General features: G+C 46.9%; 25 protein-coding genes and 1 other annotated feature. Of the genes, 16 read left to right on the top strand and 9 right to left on the bottom strand.

The annotated features are described in order from the left end of the window. Positions 1-135: 135 nt before the first annotated feature. Positions 136-1,275: a hypothetical protein gene (locus KNP99_RS05085; RefSeq protein WP_215193060.1), complete on the bottom strand. Its 1,140-nt coding sequence runs from the start codon at positions 1,273-1,275 to the stop codon at positions 136-138. Between the two features lie 131 nt (positions 1,276-1,406). On the opposite strand from KNP99_RS05085, the gene KNP99_RS05090 reads away from it, so the two are divergent. After that, on the top strand, positions 1,407-2,069 hold the full coding sequence (locus KNP99_RS05090) for a response regulator transcription factor (protein ID WP_215193061.1): 663 nt from the start codon (positions 1,407-1,409) through the stop codon (positions 2,067-2,069). Beyond that, a complete protein-coding gene (locus tag KNP99_RS05095) occupies positions 2,066-3,328 on the top strand; it encodes a HAMP domain-containing sensor histidine kinase (protein ID WP_214768848.1) in 1,263 nt (420 codons plus the stop codon). The genes KNP99_RS05090 and KNP99_RS05095 overlap by 4 nt, the downstream gene beginning before the upstream one ends. A 47-nt stretch (positions 3,329-3,375) precedes the next feature. On the opposite strand, the gene KNP99_RS05100 is transcribed toward KNP99_RS05095, so the two are convergent. Next, on the bottom strand, positions 3,376-3,879 hold the full coding sequence (locus tag KNP99_RS05100; protein WP_029331436.1) for a hypothetical protein: 504 nt from the start codon (positions 3,877-3,879) through the stop codon (positions 3,376-3,378). 138 nt (positions 3,880-4,017) lie between these two features. Here KNP99_RS05100 and KNP99_RS05105 point away from each other — a divergent pair, with 138 nt between their 5' ends. The 12 genes from KNP99_RS05105 (at position 4,018) to KNP99_RS05160 (ending at position 15,214) form a co-directional block, all read left to right on the top strand. Next, positions 4,018-4,500: a hypothetical protein gene (locus tag KNP99_RS05105; RefSeq protein WP_214768847.1), complete on the top strand. Its 483-nt coding sequence runs from the start codon at positions 4,018-4,020 to the stop codon at positions 4,498-4,500. Positions 4,501-4,563: 63 nt separating this feature from the next. Further along, positions 4,564-5,394, top strand: coding sequence for a GNAT family N-acetyltransferase (locus tag KNP99_RS05110; RefSeq protein WP_215193062.1), 831 nt, complete (start codon positions 4,564-4,566; stop codon positions 5,392-5,394). A gap of 621 nt (positions 5,395-6,015) precedes the next feature. Further along, positions 6,016-6,408, top strand: coding sequence for a hypothetical protein (locus KNP99_RS05115; RefSeq protein WP_088837779.1), 393 nt, complete (start codon positions 6,016-6,018; stop codon positions 6,406-6,408). A 62-nt stretch (positions 6,409-6,470) separates the two neighbouring features. Next, positions 6,471-6,707, top strand: a binding site (T-box leader). A gap of 94 nt (positions 6,708-6,801) precedes the next feature. Continuing rightward, complete coding sequence (locus tag KNP99_RS05120; RefSeq protein ID WP_215193063.1) at positions 6,802-8,316, top strand: peptide ABC transporter substrate-binding protein; 1,515 nt, start codon at positions 6,802-6,804, stop codon at positions 8,314-8,316. Positions 8,317-8,524: 208 nt separating this feature from the next. Then, positions 8,525-9,808 carry a methyl-accepting chemotaxis protein gene (locus KNP99_RS05125; protein ID WP_215193064.1) on the top strand — a complete coding sequence of 428 codons (1,284 nt, stop codon included), beginning with the start codon at positions 8,525-8,527 and terminating at the stop codon, positions 9,806-9,808. A 223-nt stretch (positions 9,809-10,031) separates the two neighbouring features. Then, entirely contained in the window at positions 10,032-10,871 is an 840-nt protein-coding gene (gene hag / locus KNP99_RS05130; RefSeq protein ID WP_215193065.1) for a flagellin Hag, read from the top strand. Between the two features lie 117 nt (positions 10,872-10,988). Continuing rightward, complete coding sequence (gene fliB, locus KNP99_RS05135) at positions 10,989-12,197, top strand: flagellin lysine-N-methylase (RefSeq protein WP_215193066.1); 1,209 nt, start codon at positions 10,989-10,991, stop codon at positions 12,195-12,197. Between the two features lie 129 nt (positions 12,198-12,326). Next, positions 12,327-12,683, top strand: coding sequence for a flagellar protein FlaG (locus tag KNP99_RS05140; RefSeq protein WP_215193067.1), 357 nt, complete (start codon positions 12,327-12,329; stop codon positions 12,681-12,683). Between the two features lie 18 nt (positions 12,684-12,701). Then, entirely contained in the window at positions 12,702-14,276 is a 1,575-nt protein-coding gene (gene fliD, locus KNP99_RS05145; RefSeq protein ID WP_215193068.1) for a flagellar filament capping protein FliD, read from the top strand. 15 nt (positions 14,277-14,291) lie between these two features. Then, positions 14,292-14,660: a flagellar export chaperone FliS gene (gene fliS / locus KNP99_RS05150; protein WP_214807194.1), complete on the top strand. Its 369-nt coding sequence runs from the start codon at positions 14,292-14,294 to the stop codon at positions 14,658-14,660. Continuing rightward, on the top strand, positions 14,624-15,010 hold the full coding sequence (locus KNP99_RS05155) for a hypothetical protein (RefSeq protein WP_251133056.1): 387 nt from the start codon (positions 14,624-14,626) through the stop codon (positions 15,008-15,010). The genes fliS and KNP99_RS05155 overlap by 37 nt, the downstream gene beginning before the upstream one ends. Before the next feature lie 27 nt (positions 15,011-15,037). Beyond that, positions 15,038-15,214: a hypothetical protein gene (locus tag KNP99_RS05160; protein WP_204251403.1), complete on the top strand. Its 177-nt coding sequence runs from the start codon at positions 15,038-15,040 to the stop codon at positions 15,212-15,214. Between the two features lie 44 nt (positions 15,215-15,258). Here the strand turns inward: KNP99_RS05160 and KNP99_RS05165 are convergent, their stop codons facing one another. The 7 genes from KNP99_RS05165 to KNP99_RS05195 all read right to left on the bottom strand — a co-directional run bounded on the left by KNP99_RS05165 (position 15,259) and on the right by KNP99_RS05195 (position 20,437). Then, positions 15,259-15,927 carry a DUF2225 domain-containing protein gene (locus KNP99_RS05165; protein WP_215193069.1) on the bottom strand — a complete coding sequence of 223 codons (669 nt, stop codon included), beginning with the start codon at positions 15,925-15,927 and terminating at the stop codon, positions 15,259-15,261. A gap of 24 nt (positions 15,928-15,951) precedes the next feature. Beyond that, positions 15,952-16,392 (bottom strand): YaaR family protein, encoded by a 441-nt coding sequence (locus KNP99_RS05170; protein ID WP_029331409.1) that lies wholly within the window; start codon positions 16,390-16,392, stop codon positions 15,952-15,954. Between the two features lie 18 nt (positions 16,393-16,410). Further along, positions 16,411-17,304, bottom strand: coding sequence for a flagellin N-terminal helical domain-containing protein (locus tag KNP99_RS05175; RefSeq protein WP_215193070.1), 894 nt, complete (start codon positions 17,302-17,304; stop codon positions 16,411-16,413). Further along, complete coding sequence (locus KNP99_RS05180) at positions 17,304-17,696, bottom strand: flagellar export chaperone FliS (protein WP_214766826.1); 393 nt, start codon at positions 17,694-17,696, stop codon at positions 17,304-17,306. The genes KNP99_RS05175 and KNP99_RS05180 overlap by 1 nt, the downstream gene beginning before the upstream one ends. Beyond that, positions 17,696-17,983, bottom strand: coding sequence for an EscU/YscU/HrcU family type III secretion system export apparatus switch protein (locus tag KNP99_RS05185; protein ID WP_088837768.1), 288 nt, complete (start codon positions 17,981-17,983; stop codon positions 17,696-17,698). The genes KNP99_RS05180 and KNP99_RS05185 overlap by 1 nt, the downstream gene beginning before the upstream one ends. Positions 17,984-17,992: 9 nt before the next feature. Next, positions 17,993-19,837 carry a hypothetical protein gene (locus KNP99_RS05190; RefSeq protein WP_215193071.1) on the bottom strand — a complete coding sequence of 615 codons (1,845 nt, stop codon included), beginning with the start codon at positions 19,835-19,837 and terminating at the stop codon, positions 17,993-17,995. A gap of 93 nt (positions 19,838-19,930) precedes the next feature. Continuing rightward, positions 19,931-20,437, bottom strand: coding sequence for a competence protein ComK (locus tag KNP99_RS05195; RefSeq protein ID WP_088837766.1), 507 nt, complete (start codon positions 20,435-20,437; stop codon positions 19,931-19,933). Between the two features lie 250 nt (positions 20,438-20,687). Here KNP99_RS05195 and KNP99_RS05200 point away from each other — a divergent pair, with 250 nt between their 5' ends. Further along, positions 20,688-20,888 carry a cold shock domain-containing protein gene (locus KNP99_RS05200; protein WP_088837765.1) on the top strand — a complete coding sequence of 67 codons (201 nt, stop codon included), beginning with the start codon at positions 20,688-20,690 and terminating at the stop codon, positions 20,886-20,888. 282 nt (positions 20,889-21,170) lie between these two features. Further along, positions 21,171-21,734 carry a ribosome hibernation-promoting factor, HPF/YfiA family gene (gene hpf, locus KNP99_RS05205; RefSeq protein WP_026827559.1) on the top strand — a complete coding sequence of 188 codons (564 nt, stop codon included), beginning with the start codon at positions 21,171-21,173 and terminating at the stop codon, positions 21,732-21,734. Positions 21,735-21,788 lie beyond the last annotated feature (54 nt).

Consider the following 21,788-nt stretch of genomic DNA (forward strand, 5'->3'; position numbering starts at 1 on the left):
TCTAGTATCGGTTCTAAGTGGCGACAATTGCAATTAAAGTTCGAAAAATAGACTGTTTTTTCAAAAAAAGAGAATCGGAATATCAAAAAACAAATAAAAGAACAGGTACAGAAGCACCTGTTCTTTTTGAATGGATTAAATGGCGAGATCGACAGATGTCTCGCTTGCATTCGGGTCCGTTGATTGATCCGTATTCTTTTCGTTCATTCCGTGGTGACGTCCACCTTGTCCACCATCGCGTGGTCCTTGCTTAAAGTCGTCATAACTTGAGACCTGATCCGCACGTTCTTGCATCCGTTCCTTCATCGACGTCGCTTGTTTTTCTGTGATGGAACCGTCTGCTAGTTTCGCATCAATTGCAGCCGTTTGAGCGGTGAGGACTGCTTGCTCGAAGTCGTCGAAGGCGATATCGTTCGCTTCCGCAAATTCAGGAAGTGCTTGATCGGCAGCTTCGAATTGCGCTTCATCGAGTTTGAGACTCGCTAAGACCGTTGCAGTCGTGTCACCGAAGACGTCGCGTGCTCCGCCGTCACGTTTGCCTTGTCCTTGTTTTTCCCGATCCGGCAACTCGTCATAACTCGTCATGTCTGAGAACTCTTCCGTCATCCGTTCTTTAATCGTCGTCGCCTGTTTTTCCGTCATCTTACCGTCTTTGACGAATTGGTCAAGTTGTTCTGATTGTGAGGCGATGACCGCTTTTTTGTAGTCGGCGAACTGGATTGATTGGGCTTTCGCGAACGCGGCGAGTGATTGGTTTGCAGCATCGAAGTCCTCTTGATTTAAGTTAAGTGCGGCAAGGACATCTGCGACGAGTTCTTTATTAAAGAAACCGCCCTTGTTACCGTGACGTTGCCCTTTAGGCTGCTGTTCTTTCAATTCGTCATAGCTCGAGACTTTGCTGAAGCGCTCCGTTTGACGTTCTAACATATCAGCGGATTGTGTTTTCGTAAGATCACCTGACGCGACAAGACTAGCGAGTTGTTCTTTTGTTGCTGCAAGTTCAGCGGCTTTGTAGTCGGCGAACGAGATACCTTTTTCTTCTGCGAGCTCAGCGATCGATGTCTTCGCTTCCCGTGCTGTTTGTGCCTCGTCTTCTGTGATGCCGAGTTTATCTAAGAGGATTGTAACGTCCATTTTTTTCATACCTTCGAAGTGATGACGCTCGGATTTCGTTTTCGATGCATCGCTATCATTTGTTGCAGCGAGAGCAGAAGCTCCTCCTACTGTTAATGCGCTGATTGTAAGTGCGGTGATCCATTGTTTTTTGAATTTCATGGTTGATCACTCCTTTCACCTTGTATGTTAGCGTGAATCGAAAACGAAGTTGTGAGGAAGTTGCAAAGAAATTGCCAAGAAAAGCAAATCGGCTGGAAAAGGCGGTACACTAAGCATGTGGAGGGATAACGATGAATATTTTATTGATTGAAGATGAAGTAAAGTTAGCACACGTGACAGAACGTTTTTTACGGCACCACGGATATGAAGTGACACTCGCGATGTCGATTGGACAAGCGAAGGACGCCTTAAGCAAAACGACGTTTGACGCGGTCCTCGTCGATGTTCGACTCCCGGATGGGGACGGCTGGTCGCTCGTCCCGTCGATTAAAGCGGTCGCTATGCCGCCCGTCGTCTTCATGATGACGTCGCGTGGTGAAGCGGATGACCGTGTATTCGGACTTGAGCTCGGAGCAGACGATTACCTCGTCAAACCCGTCGTCTTGAAAGAACTGACGATCCGGCTCGAGCGGGCGCTGAACCAGCGTCCGAAAGACACCGCCTTCCGGTTGGGTGACTTAACGTTGGATCCGAAAGCGCGTCTCGTCAAAAACGGCGAGCAGTCGCTTAGTCTAGCGAAGATGGAGTTTGAGCTGTTGACATACTTCGTCGAACATGTCGGTGAAGCACTCAGTCGCGATCAAATCCTGGATGATGTCTGGGGATATACGTTCGGTGGCGATACCCGGACCGTCGATACGCACGTCAAACAATTGCGTGATAAGTTACCGACGATCAAACAACAGTTAAAGACGGTCCACCGGGTCGGATATCGACTGGAGGCGATGGAATGAGTAAATTGATGCGGAAGTTTTTACTGGCGGTCGTCGCACCGCTCCTCGTCATGGGTAGCTTGAGTTTTATCTTGACGGCGGTGCTCGTCAATCGGTTTGCGGAAGACGAACGCTACAGTCAACTCGCACGTGAAGCAAATATCATTCAAGAAGCGATCGACGGCAATCAACCGCTTCCCCGTGACATTCAAGGTTTCATCACGATCGACGGACAAACGCAACGCCTCGGTGGACGAGGACCGCAACCGGTCAACTTACCGGCGCTCGAGAAGTTGCAGCAACAAGACGTGATTGATGTTCAGAATCAACGTTTGTTGACCTATCAGCTGAAAGAGGGGGACACGGTCATCACGACGATTCGAAATGCACCGCTCGCGAGTAGTGCGTTGAACGGTGTCTACTTGGCGATTGGTGTCGCGCTCCTCGTGACCTTGTTGCTTGCGACAGGGCTTGCTTATTATATGGGACGACAGTTCACGCGGCCGATCGTCAACTTACGGTCCGTCGCCCAGCAAATCGGAGCGGGGAAAAAAAGCGTCCCGCTACCCGAACGACCGAATGATGAAGTCGGTGAGTTGATTGCTGCCGTCGATGAGATGCAGGAACAACTCCTCCAAAAAGAAACGTTGCAAAAGTCATTCATCGCCGGTATCACCCATGATTTGCGGACGCCGCTCGCAATCATCCGCAACGAAACGGAGGCGCTCGCAGCAGGAGTGATTCCGCTAGACGAACTACCGGATGTCACGGACAGCATCATCGAGGAGACGGATCGCCTCGGCCTATTGATTGATGAGACGCTGGTCTACTCGAAACTTGCCGGAGGGATGATGCCGCTCGAACGGATTGAGACGCGACTAGATGACCTGGTGTTCGATACGGTCGGACGGTTGGAGGCGACGTTTGCGAAGGATGGAGTGGCACTTGTCGCTGAAGCTGTGTCCGTCACGCGTCGTGTTGACAGGCACATGTTCGAACGGGTCCTCGTCAACTTCCTGATGAATGCCCACGCGGCTGCTCCGCCTGATAGCCGGGTCATCATTCGGCTGACGGAGACTGAATTGACGGTCGAGGACGCGGGGCGTGGCGTCCCGGAGTCCGACCGGACGACGATTTGGGATTTGTACGTCAAACAAGACGGCAGTTCCGGGCACGGGCTCGGGCTTGCGATTAGCCGTTTGATTCTCGACAGCCATGAACTGGTCTATGGCGTCCGAACGAGTCCGCAAGGCGGAGCGTGTTTCTTTATTCGTCTATAATGTAAAAAAGCCCCGTTCCTCGTCGAGAGGAGCGGGGCTGTCAGTGCTTATTTTGATTCGTTTTCGTGGACGAGACTCGGTTTGACGAGTGTATAGAATTCATCACTCATGCCGACACGGCTGCCCATTTGGCAAGCGAGTTCGAGTGTCTCTTGGTAAAATTTCGCGACGAGGCTGTGGTTTTTGATGTGCATGTCTTTCATCGCTTTTTCGACGCCGAGGACGACTTTCGCGATTTGGTCATCTGCATCATTACGGACAGGGACGACGTTTTCCGGGAGGTCGACTTCTTTATCGTGTCCGTTGAAGCGGAACGAAGCGCCGAATCCAAGATGCTCGAGGAAGAAGTGCGGTAACAATTTGCCGGCGAAGAATTGATGCCATTCCGATTCTTTCATCGCGTCCATATCCCGTTTGAAAGAAGTCGTTGCGAGTGCATAGCGGTCATGTGTATCTTTCATGAACTTCTCGAGGATTGGTACCTGCATCGCGAATGAGTTCTTGAGCAGATTATCGAGCTGTTCTTGTGTTAATTGTTCTTGTTCAGCCATCCTTTTAACCCCATTTCGTTTCGTTACTCTTATCGTAAGAAATTTAGACAATTCCGTCAAATCTTTTTCGAGAATAAGGTTTACCTATTGTACGAAAGGGAATTTTACTATTATCGCATACATAAAGGAGGAATCAGCATGAAACGAATCGCAATGACAGGACTATTAATCGGGGCATGTCTGATTCCGGTGACGGCCTTTGGTGCGACGAACGTCTCTTATCAAAAAGGGATGGTTCAAAACAAACAGCTTGGTTATACCGTCAAGGCGACAGAGACGCTGAAGAAAGCGATCGCGCAAGACAAAGTCGAGCTGATCAAAAACAAGACGGTCAAGACGAAGTACGGTACCGTGACACGAAGTGGAACGTTTTCGCTCTATTATAAGGTGAAGGGAAAAGATCAGTTGCTCGTCAACTTGAACTATGAACCGAAGAAACTGTCGAAAAAACAGTTCGATCGTCAAGTCGGGTACGGCACGTATCTTGGGACGAAGGACAATAAAACGTACTATTATGTCCAACCGACGGAAGCCGTTAAAGGTGCAGTCGGGAACAAAACAATCGAACGCTTGATCACATATCACGTTCCGCGGATGATGAAAACATTTAAACTGCAGTAAGCATTAGCTTTTGCTAGTGCTTCTTTTAGTGGTTCGCTATAGTAAAGATTGAGGTGAAGAGAGATGGAATTTACAGTAACGAAAGTCTTACAAACGACAGATGTCTTGCAACTTGAGAAATGTGTCAACGATCATGATGGAATTGAATTGAAGGTGGCGGCAGATTATGTCGGCGAGAATGATTTTGCTGTCTATGACGGCTCAAAATTGATTGGCTACCTGCAATCCTTCGCGTATCTACCGACAGAATGGGAAGTCAACGTCTTCGTTGATCCCGATTACCGGCAGCAAGGGATTTTTAAATCGCTCGTCGAAACGGCGGCTGGCGTAGCGCGCGAAGCGGGTGCGGAAGCCTTTACGTTCGTCATTGATGATGCAAGTCAATCCGGTAAAGCAGTCTTGGGCAAGCTTGGGGCAGAGTACCGGATGACGGAATACAATATGGTGCTGAAAAAAGCGCAATTGTTCTTAAAAGCAGACCCTGATTTCGAATTACGCGAAGCGACGGCATCGGACCGTCCGTTCATCGTCGAGACGCTCGGACAGTCGTTCGGAAATACAGCGGACGAGGCGGAAGCGATTTATCAAGCGATTGAGACAGAGGATCGCGTCACGTATGTCGGTGTCGCGAACGGTCAGCCGGTCGGTGTCGTCCGTGCATATTTAGCATCCGAGACACAAGCGAGCATCCATGCGTTCGCCGTTCGTCCGGAAGCGCAGGGCAATGGCTACGGGAAGAAGATGTTGAAACTGATGGTCCAAGCGATGTTCCGGACAGGTCGAACGCAGCTTGAACTCGATGTCGAGACGGATAACGCACGGGCACTGGATCTCTATAAAGATGCCGGATTCGTCGTCGGTCGCGGTTATCAGTTCCACGTGCTTGAATTATAAGAAGTCTGAACGAAAGTCCACGGGAGTGGGCTTTTTTTGTGAAATCGTATAGCAAGCATAGACCTTAGGTCTTACTACTCTCTAAGAAAATAGAATATCGTTTCCGATCGTCCGCTGGCGCGCTTTCCTCGGGCGGAACGCAAGCCGCGATCGGCTTTTAGCCGACCGGGTCTCGCTTGTTCCTGACGGAAGGGACGAGCCCTTCCTTTTCCCGCAGGAGTCGCGCCCGGACGATAGGAGCATAAGCAGTTTGATGGAAAGTTCATGGGAGTGGGCTTGTTTATGTAATCGTTATAAAAGGCATAGGCGTTTGGGTCTTACTGATTTTAAAAAATAGAGTATCGTTTCCTATCGTCCTCGGGCGCGCTTTCCTCGGGCGGAACGCAAGCCGCGATCGACTTGCAGCCGACCGGGTCTTGCCTGTTCCTGACGGAAGGGACAAGCCCTTCCTTTTCCCACAGGAGTCGCGCCCGGACGACGGAAACTTTTTTGTTAGCAATTAGGGGACATGTAGCGAAGGAAACCACGTAAAAAAATAAGTTCATAATCTAAAGGAAGTCTGAAACCTCTCCCGTGTTTTGTCGTATACTAGATATATGGAAAAATAGAGGAGGCGACGACATGAATGATCGACAGGAGTCATTACGGACGTTGAAGTGGGTGTCAGGTGGTTTAGAGGCCATCCTCGGGATTCCGATTCTCGGTGGATTGATTGTTATCGGGTCAGGTTATAACGCCTTATGGTTGATGCTTGCGTTTCACATCGTGGTTGTGGTGTTGACGGCGCGGGCCGGCAATGTCTCAAAAGGAAACATCGTCGGAATCGTCGCGTCGACAGTCGGTGTCATTCCGGTCGTCGGGATGTTATTGCACATGGCAGCGGCCATCACGATTTTACTTGACGCGGCATTTGGTAACCGGATTATTACACGGACCCACGTCGAGCGGGTCGAACCGATTCGTCCCCGTCCGGTCCGGAAAGAACAGGAGAAACAGGAAGATCATCCGTTTTGAGCACTTTTGATTGACAGTGAAATCCGAGCCGTGTAAAGTAAAGACCAAGTTAAGCCATATCAAACAAATCAACGACGCGGAGTAAGTACCGTCAATACTGCCGACAAAGCGAGTCAGGAAAGGTGAGAGCCTGACGCGGTAAGCTGATTAGGGAATGGACCGCTGAGAGCCTGTTGAACGATTCCAGTAGACAGGACGGTTGCCCCCGTTACAAGGCTAGCTGGTTGTTGGACCAGCGACAAGAGGAGATTTTTAATCTCAACTAGAGGTGGCACCGCGCGGATACAGGCGTCCTCTATGCAGCAGCTTTTGCTATGCATAGAGGGCGTCTTTTGTTTTACGTCAAGGAACGCCGAATCATCCAACGCACATTATCTTTAGGAGGAATTTTTTATGAAGAAGACATTGATCGCGGCGGCAAGCACGGCGTTCCTACTCGCAGGATGCTCGACGACAGACACAGAACAGGCAGCACCAAATGAAAACGAAAAGAAAGTCCTGCACACGATGGAAAGTTATGATCTCCTGTCGGTTGACCCGGCAGATGCCATCACGTCGAACATCTTCAACCAGATTTATGAAGGACTGTACCGCTTCGATGAAAACAATGAACTCGTCCCGGCAGCTGCTGCGTCACACAGCGTATCGGAAGACGGTAAACTCTATACGTTCAAGCTTGACCCGACGGCGAAATGGTCTGACGGAAAACCCGTCACGGCAGAAAACTTCCGCTATGCTTATGAGCGCGTCATCGAGACGAACTCCCCGTTTGCGTACTTGCTTGAGCCCGTCAAAGAAACGAAAGTCATCGACGACGAAACGTTGCAAATCGAACTGAAACGGCCGACGCCGTACTTCCTCAGCATGACGACGTTCGGGACATACATGCCGGTCCGTGAAGATATCGTTGAAGCACAAGGCGACAAGTTCGGGACGGATCCGGAGACGAATGTCTACAATGGACCGTTCACGTTCAAGAAGTATCAAGCGGAGCAAGGCTACACGCTCGCGAAAAATGCTGACTACGCCGACCAAAAACAAGTCAAGATTGACGAAGTCGACGTCAAAATCATCAAGGACCCGATGCTTGCGATCAACTTGTTTGAAACAGGTGAACTCGATGTCGCACCGCTCAACTCGGAAAACGTCATCAACTATAAAGATAAAAAAGAGTACAACACGTTCAGTGATTCACGGATGTTTTTCATCCGGATGAATCAAAAAACGGACGCCTTAAAAGATAAGCAGACCCGCCAAGCAATTGACGCTGCTTATAATAAAGAAGCGTTGACGGAAACGTTACTCGGAAACGGTTCGTTACCGGCCGATTATATCGTCCCGCAAGAGCTTGACCCGCAGTACGATAAAACACGTCAAATCACGTCATCATTCGACGAAGCACAGGCGAAGAAAGTCCTCGAACCGCAAAATCTAGAATTGACGATGATCATCGAGGACGATGACGTCTCGAAAAAAATTGGTGAGTACATTCAAGGAACGCTTAAACGTCAAAACCTCGACGTCAAACTCTTGCCGCTGCCGAAGAAGGAACGTCTTGCCCGTGAAGGACGAGGGGACTACGACTTGTCACTCGCGAGCTGGGCACCGGACTATCAAGACGCGACGACGTACTTGAACTTGTTCATGACCGGTAACCCGTTCAACATGATGGATTACTCGAACAAACAGTATGACCGTCTCTTGCAACAGGCAGAAAAAGAACTTGATCAAGATAAACGGTTGGAACTCTTGAGCCAAGCCGAATCGCTGTTACTCGACGATCAAGCGATTTCGCCGGTCTACCAACGCAAAAACGCCTTCTTGCAAAACACGGAAATCACGCACCTCGCCCGACACAACGTCGGGACGGACATCTCGTATAAGTACGTCGAAATTGACCGGAAGTAAAAAGATCAGCCGTCCGCCTTGTCATGATTAGATGATGAAGCGGACGGTTTTTTTGTGTGGATCTGTCATTGTCACAAATCAAATTGTTATTTTGTGACAAGTAAATCCTATAACCGACTTTGAAATCAGGTCAATTCTATTAAAGCGTTCTCATATCTTGCCGATAAGGAGAATGTTGAGAAAAGAATCAGGAAAGGAAGTTACGGATATGAGTAAGTTACGTAGCAATTTAAAGATTCGGTTATTTGTATGGGTTCTCGTGATTTCAATCATTACAGGCGGAATTTCTGCCCAGCTGACATTATTCCTCTCGCGTGGAGTCGACGTTGCAGAAAACCAAGCGATTTTATTTGGAGCGGGTATCGGATTAGTCTTGTCGATTCTCGGATCACTATTGATTCAATTGATTCTCCGTCAGCCGATCAAAGCAATCGAAAAAGCGACACAAACGGCACGTGAAGTCGCGAAGGGGAACTTTGATGTGGATTTCGAAGAAGCGAAGCGTGGTGACGAAGTCGATCAATTGATGCATGAACTTGAAGTGATGGTAGTACATATCCGCAAGCAAGCGACACAGATGGGCAGCTCAAGCGATAAGCTGACGGCATCTGCTCAGGAAATCGCGGCAGCCGTCCAGGAAGGCAATGCGTCAGGTGAAAGCATCCGGACTGCAATGGCGGAACTATCGACGAAGATGAACGAAAACGTCGACCAAGCGTACCTCTCGATGGATGCGCTCGGTGCCGTCAAACGGACGATGGATGAAGTCGCAAAGGAAATGAACCAAGCCTTGAAATCAGCGACCGTCATGCAGACAGAAGCCGAGAACGGCAAGACACTCGCGACGGATTCCGTTGAAGCGATGCATATGATTTCAAGTAAGATGGAACAATCCGCGACACTCAATGGTCGTTTGACGGATATGACGGGTGAAATTTCACGGATTACCGATGTTATCAGTGATATTTCAGCACAGACGAATTTACTCAGTTTGAATGCCTCGATTGAAGCAGCACGTGCCGGAGAAGCCGGTCGTGGTTTCGCCGTCGTTGCGGCGGAAGTCAAGAAGCTGGCCGAACAAACAGCGACGTCAGCGAAAGAAATCACGGATTTGATTTCCGGTGTCAAACGTCTCGTTAACGATACAGCGAATGCGATGACGGACGTCCAAAAAGAAGTTGCGACCGGTGTCGGACTCGTCGAACAAGCCGGATCATCCTTTGAAGAAATTCACCATTCGACAGAACATGTTTATTCACGCGTTAAATCGGTTGATCAGCTTGTCGTGAAATCAGACAAAGAGATTGACCAAGTCGGTTTGACGACGGCGAACATCCTGGCGATGGTCGAAGAAGCATCAAAACATGCAGAACAAGTCTTACAAGCATCGAGCCATCAGGCGGCTTCACTCAGTGAAGTCAACGGTGCGATGGAAGAGCTCGTCGCAGTCGCGGAACAATTACAGGAAGAGACAGGCGCGACGCGTCTCTAATTTAGGAATCGCAGGCGGAAGTCCCGTCTGCGATTTTTCTTTAGAATTTTTTATTTTTTTTGAGAGAAACTGTTAAACATTTCGGCACGGCGACGATATATAGAGTGGAAGCAGTCATCGACTACAACCACCGCGCTACTCTTGGGCCGGCCAGGGGGCGCATCTCGGAGAAGAAGGATCTTCAAAGAGACAAAAAAATTATTCCTATGGAGGGAAACTTAAAATGATTATCAATCACAACATTACAGCACTTAACACACACGGTAAGCTTTCTAGCGCTACATCAGCGCAAGGTAAATCAATGGAGAAACTCGCTTCAGGTCTTCGGATTAACCGCGCGGGAGATGATGCAGCGGGTCTTTCGATTTCTGAGAAAATGCGTGGACAAATTCGTGGTCTTGACCAAGCATCGCGTAATGCACAAGATGGAATTTCATTGATTCAAACGGCTGAAGGCGCGTTAAGCGAAACGCATTCTATTTTACAACGCCAACGTGAATTGGTCGTTCAATCGGGGAATGGCGGTACTCTTGCGACAGAAGATCTTACAGCAATTAAAGATGAAATTACTGAGTTAAATGCTGAATTAGATGGAATCTCTACAAGAACAGAATTCAACGGAAAAAAATTACTTACTGGTGCATTTTCTAGTGATTTCCAGATTGGAGCAAATTCTACTCAACAACTTTCATTAAAAATCGATAACGGAACTGCTACTAAAGGGTTTAGTTCTACTGATCTAGGAGTTAAAACTGCTGATTTGAAACTAAGTGGTTCAAAAGCTGACTTCGATGCAGATATCAAGTTGATGGATGATGCAATCGGAAAAGTTTCTGCTACACGTTCTAAGTTGGGGGCGAATCAAAACCGTTTAGAGCACACAATTAATAATCTTACAAATGCGTCTGAAAACCTTACAGCAGCAGAATCACGTGTTCGTGATGTTGATATGGCAAAAGAAATGATGAACCAGACAAAAAATTCAATTCTTGCTCAGGCTGCCCAAGCAATGCTTGCTCAAGCTAACCAACAGCCACAAGGTGTTTTACAATTACTTCGTTAATTTTTAAAAAATGGATGGAAGAACATTCTTCTATCCATTTTTATATAAATTTAAATTACTTTATATTTTTATAGTAATTTAAATTTATAAAAAAATGGATAAAAAGGTGATTAAACTATGAATACACTGATTCCTCAATATATGAATAAATTTCAATGTATAGGCTCTAAATGTGAAGATACATGCTGCAGTGGATGGAAAGTAATTGTCGATGAAAAAACATATCGTAAATACAGAAAAACAAATAACCCAATACTAAAAACTGACTTTCAAAAGAAAATAACAAGACAAAGATCTGATAAGAGTTCCAAAAATTTTGCGAAAATAAAAATGAAAGAAAACGGTGATTGTTCTTTTTTAACTGACGAAAAACTTTGCGGGATACAATTGAACTTAGGAGAAGATTATTTATCGGATACTTGTTCAGTTTATCCAAGAATAATTAATGCAGTAGATAACAGTATAGAAAAATCTGCTTCATTGTCTTGTCCAGAAGCGGCTAGAGTTGCGTTATTAGATTCTAGAAAAATGGAATTTGAAACAAAAATAGAAGATTCACGTTCAAACTATATAGTTAAGAAAATAATGACACAAAAATCATCGACTGATGAAATACAGTTATATTTTTGGGATATACGTATTTTTTCAATTAATTTGATGCAAAATCGTGACTTTTCAATTGAAGATCGTTTAATTATGTTGGGTATTTTTTGTAATAGTTTAAAAAACATAGTTACTCAAAAAAAGTATGTTAAAATTCCGAATTTAATAAGTGATTTTAGTATTCACATAAATAACAATGAATTTAAAAAAATATTTGAAATTCGTGAAAAAAATACAAAAATTAAATTAGCTTTATGTGAAGAACTTATTGAATATAAGGTAGATTTAGGAATTAGAAACAAAAGATATTTAGAATGCTTAAATGAAATTAACGACGCGTTACTTATTGAAGACGTTATCAGTAAAGAAGAAAAGTATAATAAAGCATATAACGATTATTATACTCCTTTTATGGAAGATAATGAGTATATACTAGAAAACTACGTTGTTAATTATCTTTTTAAAAGTTTATTTCCAAGTGATTCTATGAACGTTTTTGATAGCTACATTATGCTTACGGTTCATTTTTCCTTAATTAAATACCATCTGATAGGTTTATCAGGCTTTCATAAAAAGTTAAATGAAGACTTAATAATTAAATTAATACAGTCTTATTCAAAAGTTGTCGAGCATAACTATTTGTATCTAAGTAAAGTTTTAAATCTTGTTAAAGAAAATAAAATGAATAATATAGCTTATATGACTATTCTTATTAAAAACTAAATTTTTGATTACATTAAAATTGCAAAAGTTTCACTTTTCAAGAGAATTGAAGTGAAACTTTTTCTTTAAGTCTTGACTTAAATTTGATTTTTATAAATGGTTTTAAAATATTTTTTGGGGTGAAAGAAAATGTATTCCATAAAATCAGAAATTCGGCTTCACCTGCCTGCAAATGTCTTGCCCTACGAAGCAACGCGGAACGTCTTCGTTGAAGCGAATCAAGAAGAACTGGCACAAGACGGAATCGTCATCTTACCGACGCCGCAACATGTAACGAAACTTGAGACGGCGATTGATAAAGCAAATTTACAATTAGAAACGCAACGGACTGGTCTAAAGTTCGTCAAACATGAAAAACTGAATGAGTTTTATATTCAAGTCGTTGATACGAACAACAATGTCGTGCAAGAAATCCCGAGTAAAAAAGAACTGGATTTTTTTGCGGCATTCATGGAATTTAATCAACTGATCGATAAGCGGATTTAACGGGAAAGGACTGATTGGATGGCAGGACTTCGGATAAGTGGTCTCGCAAGCGGGATTGATACAGAAACGATGATTAAACAATTGATGCAGGCGGAACGTGCGCCCGTCGATCGCTTAGCGCAAAAGAAACAAACCTTAACGTGGCAACGCGATGCCTACCGTGAAATGAATCGGGGATTACTTGACTTACGGACAGCAGCGAGCGACATGTTGTTATCAAAAAACTATACGTCAAAGACCGTCACAAGTTCTGATACGTCAAAGGTATCAGTATCGGCAAGTCCAGCTGCGACTACCGGAAGTGTGACGATTGATAGTGTTGATCAGCTTGCATCAGCGTCGTCGTTAACGATTTCGAGAAATGCTTCTGCTACCGGAAAGATGACGAGTCAGTCGAAGCTTGCTGACAGTGGGCTCGTTGCCAAAGATGCTTCCGGTAATGTCTCACTTGAGTTAAATACGTACCAAGCAGACGGAAGCATGCTTGCGACACCGGTGACGATGAATTTTGATGGAACGGCAACGATTGGCGACCTCGTCTCAAAAATCAATAGTGATAAATCACTAGGGTTGAATGCCGTCTTCAATGACATCACAGGAAAATTAGTTGTAACACGGCAAAGCACGGGACAACTTGGAGCCTCCAATGAAATTTCTTGGACTGATAAAAATACTCCGGCCTCTGGTGCCGAACCTGTATTAAACGCTGTGGCGGGACAAAATGCGATTTATACAATCGGTGGAACACAACTCGAACAAACAACCAATACGTTCTCGCAAAACGGATTGACAATTACATTAAACAATACATCGACAACGCCAATCACCTTGAATACAAAAGTCGACACGCAAACGAACTTCGATTCGATTAAAAAGTTTGTCGATAAATATAACGATATGATTGATAAGATAAACAAAAAAGTCAACGAAGAGAAGTATCGTGACTTCCAACCGTTGACAGATGCGCAGCGGAAAGAACTGAGTGAAGACGAAGTCAAGAAGTGGGAAGAAAAAGCGATGAGTGGCGTCTTAAAGAATGATAGTTTCTTGCGTGACGGAATGAATTCATTCCGCAGTGCCATTTCCTCAAAAATTGATACGGGATACACGTACCAATCAGGGACGGATACGATTGCTTTGAGCTACATGTCGCAAATCGGGATTACGACGACAAGTGACTTCCGCGACGGTGGTAAACTAAAAATTGACGAAACAAAGCTGAAGAAAATGCTTGAAGAACAACCTGAAGGTGTCTACAAGCTGTTTACAGCGGATGCACCAGATCCAGTTACAAATCCTGATGGTTCTGTTACTCCAAACCCTGGCGGACTGGATGGATTTGCACGCCAAATTCAAGGATTTGCAAAAACGATGCGAGATAAAATTTCACAAGTCGCTGGACTTGATGGTGCTGTTGCAACGACATACCGGCTCGGAAAATCACTTGCTGACGTCGATAAGAGTATCTTGTCTTGGGAAGACAAATTGACAGCTAAAGAAAATGCCTATTACCGTCGTTTCGCGGCGATGGAACAAGCGATGAACCAAGCGAATAGTCAATCAGCGACACTCGCTTCATACTTAGGACAATAAGGAGGGCTTCTGACGATGAACCCATATGCGACGTACCAAACGAACTCGGTGACGACAGCATTGCCGCAAGACTTGACGTTGATGCTCTATGAAGGTCTGATTAAGTTTGCGATGATGGCGAAGCGCAACATCGAGCAAGGAAATATTCAAGATAAAAACACGTACATTCAAAAAGCGCAAGCGATCATCATGGAGCTCCAACTGACGCTCAATAAATCAATCAGTTTATCAACCGATTTAAATAATTTATATGATTACATGCAGGGACGCTTGATTGATGCGAACATTAAAAATGATGTGACGGCGATTGACGAAGTGATTGGGTTCGCGGAAGAATTTCGTGAAACATGGAAAGAAGCGATGAAGCTCGCCCGTCAGCGATGAGTCCGCTCGATCCGCTGCGCCTGAAGACGAAACACTTGATGGACTTGCTTGAGCAGACACCGGAAGAAGAAGTTTATGACGAATGGCTCAGCAAGATTCAAAACTTGCTGAATGAACGGGAAGCGTTCATTGCCGCTCATTCGAACTTGCTTGCCGGGGCCAATCAAGCGGTCATTCAAGAACTTGTCGCCGAAAGTCGGAAACTGGACTTGAAATTATCTGAAGAAACCGCTAAATTAGGGGTACAAATCAATCAACTCCGACAGACGAAAGTCAGCCGGAAATCGTATATCGACCCGTACGAAGAAGTGGAAGGTAGTTTTTCACCATATTTTGATTCTCGTCAGTAACTTTCTTATTCCAGGGAGGGATCTTGCGTGACTAAACGTGAAGAGAAAAAACGTACCGTGCCAAAACCGTTTTACCGATCGGATGGTTCGTATGATCAATTCATCGAACCGGACGTTGAGTCCGAATCTTGGGAAGAGGCGGAACGCCCGATTTCGGACGGGCCTGACGTCTATGAAGAAGAAAAATATCGACGCGAGTCGTAACAAAAAAGGGCATCCTGTATGGATGTCCTTTTTTGTTATGATATTTAGATTTGGTGCCGTTCCCGATACAGTTCCCAGTGTTCCCGTGCCTCTTTTTTGATTCGGTCAGATATTTTTTGACTCTGAAAGATAAGGCTATACCATTGCTTCGCGTCATCTGTCCGCTCGAGACTCGCATAGAGATCGGCAATTCGTAATAATAAAACATCATGCGGAATCCCGGTCCGGACAGCATCGGTATAATTGAGATAAAGCGCTTCGTACTTCTCGACCGACCGCTCCATCCAGAGCACTTCCTGCTCTTTGTTTGCAAGCAAACGATTTAACCAGGCGATTCGGACGCCGAGCATCGCGAGGATACTCTCTTTTTGGAGTGTCACTTGAGCACTATAAAGACAAAGCTTATAAAGCTGGATTGCCTGCTCCGCTGTCCGCTCAGTCGTAGCGAACGCTAACACGGGTAAAGCGGGAAGAATGTCCGTCGTCAGTCGTTCCCGGACATCCGGACGGAGCTTCTCGAACGCTTCATGGAAGATGAAGCGGCAATGCGTGCATTGAACCGGTTCGTAATAATAGACATTTGGTCCGTCGTAGTGAATGAAACCGTCGAAGTCGGTCTTCGCGACACGGATATGTCGACTTAAGACGCGCTTCGTTTCCGTTTCCTTCAAGCAATACGGGCATTTACATTTTTTTGAGTAGATAGCAGGCATTAGATAAAACTCCTCGGAATCGATTTAGACAAAGACGTTGACGAGCATCCCTTTGATTTCTCCGACTTGGTCGAGAATGTCGAGACGGCGTGACTCACCGGAGATGACGGTGTTTGTCAGTTCGAGCAACTTCGCGTCGACCTGTTCGACGACTTTGTAGATTTTCGTCCGTCCGCGGCGATTGAAGCCACGTTTCTCCTCGAGTTGTTGCGATTGATCAAGGGCGTCTTTTAGGAAGTCCTTGATTTTCTCTTTGTAACTCTCGAGGTTCTCAATCGTCTGGCTCTCAGCGAGCAATTGTCCGTGCTCTTCGACGAGTGTCAATTTCTGTTGGAGCCGTTCGTAGCCTTTATGCTCGCGTTTATCTTGCATCAACGCAGAAAACGTCGTCGACGCCTCGACCTCGCGTGGTCCGGTCTTCGGTGTCTGCAGGCGGCTCGTTTCTTGGATGCGCCGGATGTCCATAGCTGTCGTCCTCCTTGATTAGTTGAGTAGTTGCAAGACGCCCTGCGGTAAGGCGTTTGCTTGGGCGATCATCGCCATCCCGGATTGATTCAAAATATTGTATTTCGCATATTCCATCATCTCACGCGCCATATCCGTATCGCGAATTCGTGATTCCGACGCCGTTAAGTTTTCTTTACTGACGCTGAGGACGGACGACATCGCTTCAAAGCGGTTTTGGATGGCACCGAGTTTCGACCGTTGCGCTGAAATCGTGTCGATTGCTTGCGTATAACGGCTGATGGCATCATTCGCGTCCTGTTCCGTCATCATGCTGAGCGCATACTCCGGTGTACCGTCGACGCTCGGGACATCGAGCTTGCGGACGTCGGCGTTCGGTTGAACGGTCGAGCTGATGCCGATGCTCAGAGCGCGGACATCGTCGATTGTCAAGGAAATCCCTTCGTTCGCCCCGGCATTCGTCTGGATGAAGATCGCATTGTCTTCCGTGCTGAAGTTACCCGTCAATAAGTCTTTCCCGTTGAACTGCGTCGTTTGCGCAATCCGTGAGACTTCATTTGTCAATTGGTTGATTTCTTCCTGGATGGCTGTCCGGTCCTCGGTCGCGAGTGTTCCATTGCCGGCCTGGACGGCAAGCTCGCGCATCCGTTGTAATAAGTTATGGGTTTCACTCATCCCGCCTTCAAGTGTTTGGACCATCGAAATCCCGTCGAGAACGTTTTGTTCCGCTTTATCAAGCGCTTTGAGACGGTTCCGCATCTTCTCCGAGATAGCGAGACCGGCCGCGTCATCGGCGCCGCGATTGATTTTTTGTCCGCTCGACAGCTTATCCATCGTCGTCTTGACGTTCAGTTGGTTAGCACTTAAATTCCGGTACGCTTTCAGTGCCTGTACGTTATTGGTGATCCGCATTAATAATCCATCCCTTCATACCGTTCATGGTGTGCCGCCCGGACGAGCGGTCGTTCTTTTTTCAGACTTGCGGCTTGCCACGTGACGAGCAGTTCTTCTGCGAGTTGGAGCAGTTCGTCTAACACGAGTGGCGTCCGGTAGGCCTGTAACGTCTGGTCTGCTAAGTACTGGTAAAGGGCGTCGAGTTGACCGGTGATGATGCCACCGTCGTCATGGAGCCCTGCTTGTAGTTTCGTTAAAAGTTGATACGCTTTTTGCAACCGTTCGTTGATTTCATCGAACCGGTTGTCGTCGCGGGCGAGCAACGACCGGTCGTATTGCAGGACGAGTCCCTGGAGCATCGTTTCCGTCAATTGTTGCGGTGTCATTTGAAACAGTTCTTGTTCTGTCATCAGTCTCGTCCTTTCGCGTGATCGAGTTCTTCAATCAATAACAATAATTCGGCCATCACGTCGTAGAGTTGTGGCGGAATCGCCGTTCCAAGATCGAGGTCGAGTAAGTGACCGAGCAACGATGTATCCTGTTCGATTGCGACACCACTGGCGCGCGCTTCCTGTAAAATCCGGTCGGCGGCTTGCCCGGTCGCCCGGGCGACGACGACGGGAGCGTTGCCTGAATGTTCATCATACCGTAGAACGGCAGCTGATTTTCGATGTTTTAAATCAATTTTTTGATACATGGCTCCTCCTTAAATCCGGTAATCGTAGCCAGCTGGTGTCTCTGCCGGTTTGACAGGTTCTGGCGTCGCCTGTTCTTTTGTAAATGGACTGAAGCGAATCCGGACATCTTGGAAGCCGGTCGCTTCTAACGCCTCGGTCGTCCGCTCGAGGAACGGGGTTGCCAGTCGCTCGAGAATCGGCACATCATTTTCAATCGTAATCTGCATCTTCCGGTTGACCGTTTCGACGCGGACGCCGATGTCACCGAGCCGCGGGGTTTCAAGCTGGACATAGAGTGTGTTGTTTTCCCAGTCAATCACTTCGTCCGGGCGTTTGTTTTGCAGATGGACGTGTAAGCCTGCTGTCCCTTCGACAAGTTGAATAGGAAGGGCGAGCAACAATTGTTGGAGTTGTTGACTGGCATCCGGTTTATTGACTTGTTGTTGTGTCGTCAAAAACGTTTGCAGTTTCGCTGCTTCCGGGTTCGCGGCTGGTGTCGCGAGCTTCAACTCGGCCGTCTGCAGTTGGAGTGTTTTTTGGACCGTCTCCTGTAAGACGCGCGGGCTGTTTTGGCTTGGTTCATATGGCAGCGGGCGGCTCGGTGCTTGTGAGGTCTGTGTTTGTCCGCTGACAGGACGAGCCGGTTGATTGAGCTCCGGTAAGTACGTCGTCCGGACGTTCGCCGGTGTGAAGCGGAACGCTTCGAATCCGATCCGGACTTCCTGGAGAAGTGCTTTTGCTTCCGTCCCGCGACCAGTTGCGGCAAGGTCGGCACCGCGCTCCAGTTTCGAGAGCCACTGAATCAATTGTTTTTCGTCCCGCATCGACGTATGTAACATCGCATCCGTCTGTTGGAACGTTTGGCGAAGCCGGTTCGCCGTACTCTCGATGACTTGTGCCATCTGTGCCGGACGCCCTTCGACGAGCGGTTCAATCTGTTTGAGTTGCGAGACGATCGTCCGCTGATTACTGCGGAAGTCGTTCGTCATCTCAGCCAGTCGTGGCGTGACTTCGCGGACGACGGTCAACGCCGACCGGGCGGGTTCCGTCGTCTGGCGCGCAGCGGTCAGTGCCGTTAACTGCTCGAGCTTCGTCGGTTCCGGCGCTTCGAGCGTGACGGGGAAGTGCGGGCGCAGTTGCTCCCGTGCCTGTGTCAACGCACCGCGTTCGATCGTTTCGACAATCGCGCCTTGGTCGTTCAGGGGCAGGTGGTTCACGATTTGCCGAAGTCTTGGCGCATTCGCTTGCTCGATGTCTGCTTGTGTCGGCAAGGTCGTTCGAGCAACGTCGAGCGCGATGGCAGTGCCGAGTGTCGGTTTATCGACGACGGCCTGACGTTCCGGTAAAAGGTCGACGAGTGAATCCGTTTCAGTCAGCAGGCTGCTGATCAACGCATCGACGTCCGTTGGCAAGGCACTGTCGGAAGGGCGTGAGACGAGAGCGACGACGAGATCTTTGTACGTTCCCTGAAGAGCGGCGACGAGCCGGGCGACGGTTTCCTTCGTTTGCGGCAATTGTCCTGTCGCAAGCAGTCGGGCGACAGCTTGCTTTAACTCTTGTGGCAATTCGTCGAGTAAGGTCGGATCGATGCCAGTTGCATCGGTCTTGACGGAGCCTGTCGGCGCTGTGTCCGAGGTATCCGTCAATTGTTCAATCAAATAGCCTTCTGCTGTCGCTCTCTTTACCTTAAACTGGAAGTCTCCTGTTGGGACGTCACCTGTAAACGTCATCTCGATTTGGTCGCGTCCGACTTGGACGAGCGCTGTATGCGGACCCGTTTTTTCAAGGACGGTCCCGCTATACGTCTTTTTGTCGGACAACGTCGTCGGTGGCGACGGAACGGCCGGACTATTTGGTTGCAACTGGATGTTCATCGAGGCACCTCCTGTTTCATAATTTCTTCATCTTATTATATATCGGCATAAATAAAAAAGGATTGAGCGAAATTATCGCCCAACCCGCTTTTTTTAATGTTTAATTGAATTAAAGCGTTCCTCTAGTGTCATCGCGTTCAATTGTTGGTAACGAGCCATCAGCTCGCCAGTTGCTTTCATTTGGTTACGGACAATGTAAGGAGAGGCGTTTACAGGAAGGATCATGCCATTACGAGTTTGGAGTTTCGTTTGTCCGTCTTCCTCGATGACGTCGGACATGTGGCTCCAGGCGTACCACTCGCAATCATCACGTTTTGGTGATTTGGTAGGGAAAAAGACAAGACCGAGCGTCGGTTCGATGACGACTGGAACTTTTCCTTTGACGGAAGCGACACGTTTTGCCGTGACGATCCGTTCTTCGATGGAACTGTTGTACTGCCTGCAAGATAGTTGCAGGAGTTGATACGGACGAAGCGGGGTCATGATCGTTGAGCCGTCTTCTAGGACGATGATGGATTGTTTCATCATGTCATAACACGGCAGGATCGCGACGGTCCGTTTCGTGATTCGGTATTTTTCGTCATTATGGAATGGTCGCATTCGACTACATCCTCCTCAATTAGGACAATGGATAAAATAGGTAATTACTAACGATATAATACAATACTACACCTGTAATGACAATGTAATTTTTTGAAAAGAACAGCAATAGATCGCGCTATTTATTTAAAATCATCAATGAATTCGCATTAATCAGAATTTTCAATTGTCAATAATTCCTTCTTTTGATAGACTAAGCGGTAGAGAGCTTGCTCTCGAACTCTGGTTTGCGAAGGGAACGTGAATTCGAATGGAACAAGGTAAAGTAAAATGGTTTAATGCTGAAAAGGGTTACGGCTTCATTGAGACATCGGACGCAAAAGACATTTTCGTCCACTTCTCAGCAATTCAAGCAGACGGCTATAAGTCACTTGAAGAAGGCGAAGAAGTTGAGTTTGAAGTCGTTGACGGCGATCGTGGCCCACAAGCTGCGAACGTTACAAAACTTTAATCCGAATAGCAGCCGCCACCGTCTTTAGGCATTGTCTAAAGGCGGTTTTTTTTGTTTCGATTTAGTTTCGTAAGGGTATATACGCTAATATCACCACACAAAACTATTATAGTACGCTAAAGATTGAGGAGGATGTTCAACAGAATGTCATCGTTTTCATTTCCTTGTATCATTTATCGTGGTATAATAAATACGAACCAAAAGAATTTTGAATCTTCAGAAGGAAACGACTGAAGTTTAGCGAATTCATAGGTTCAACCGGTTACTTAAGGAGGAGTTTACATGATCTACAACATTCGCGGTGAAAACTTGGACGTCACAGATGCTCTCAAGGATTACGTCGAGAAAAAGCTTGAAAAGTTAACTCGTTATTTTACAACTCCTACGGAAGCGCAGACGGCTTATGTCAATCTCAAAGTCAATAATGAGAAACAAAAAGTCGAAGTGACGATTCCAATGCCAAACCTTTTGCTTCGTGCAGAGGATGTAAATGGCGACATGTACGCAGCAATCGACCTCGTCGTCGATAAGCTCGAACGTCAAATCCGGAAACATAAAACGAAAATCAACCGGAGAGGACGCGCCAAAGAAGGCGGCATTGGCGAATACTTCAAAACGCTCGAAGGACCGGAGGCAGAAGCACCTGTCTACGAAGAGGATGAAGCGGAACTCGAACTCGTTCGAACAAAACGTTTCACACTCAAGCCGATGGATACGGAAGAAGCGATTCTTCAAATGGACATGCTCGGTCACACGTTCTTCGTCTTCTCAGACGCTGAAACGGGTAACACGAACGTCGTTTACCGTCGAAAAGATGGTCGTTACGGCTTGATTGAACCAGAATAATGAATGTACAAGGGACTCGCTCTTAGGAGTGGGTCCCTTTTTGATATGTTAGAA

This window comes from Exiguobacterium sp. s95, from assembly GCF_018618655.1.
Lineage (GTDB): Bacteria > Bacillota > Bacilli > Exiguobacteriales > Exiguobacteriaceae > Exiguobacterium_A > Exiguobacterium_A oxidotolerans.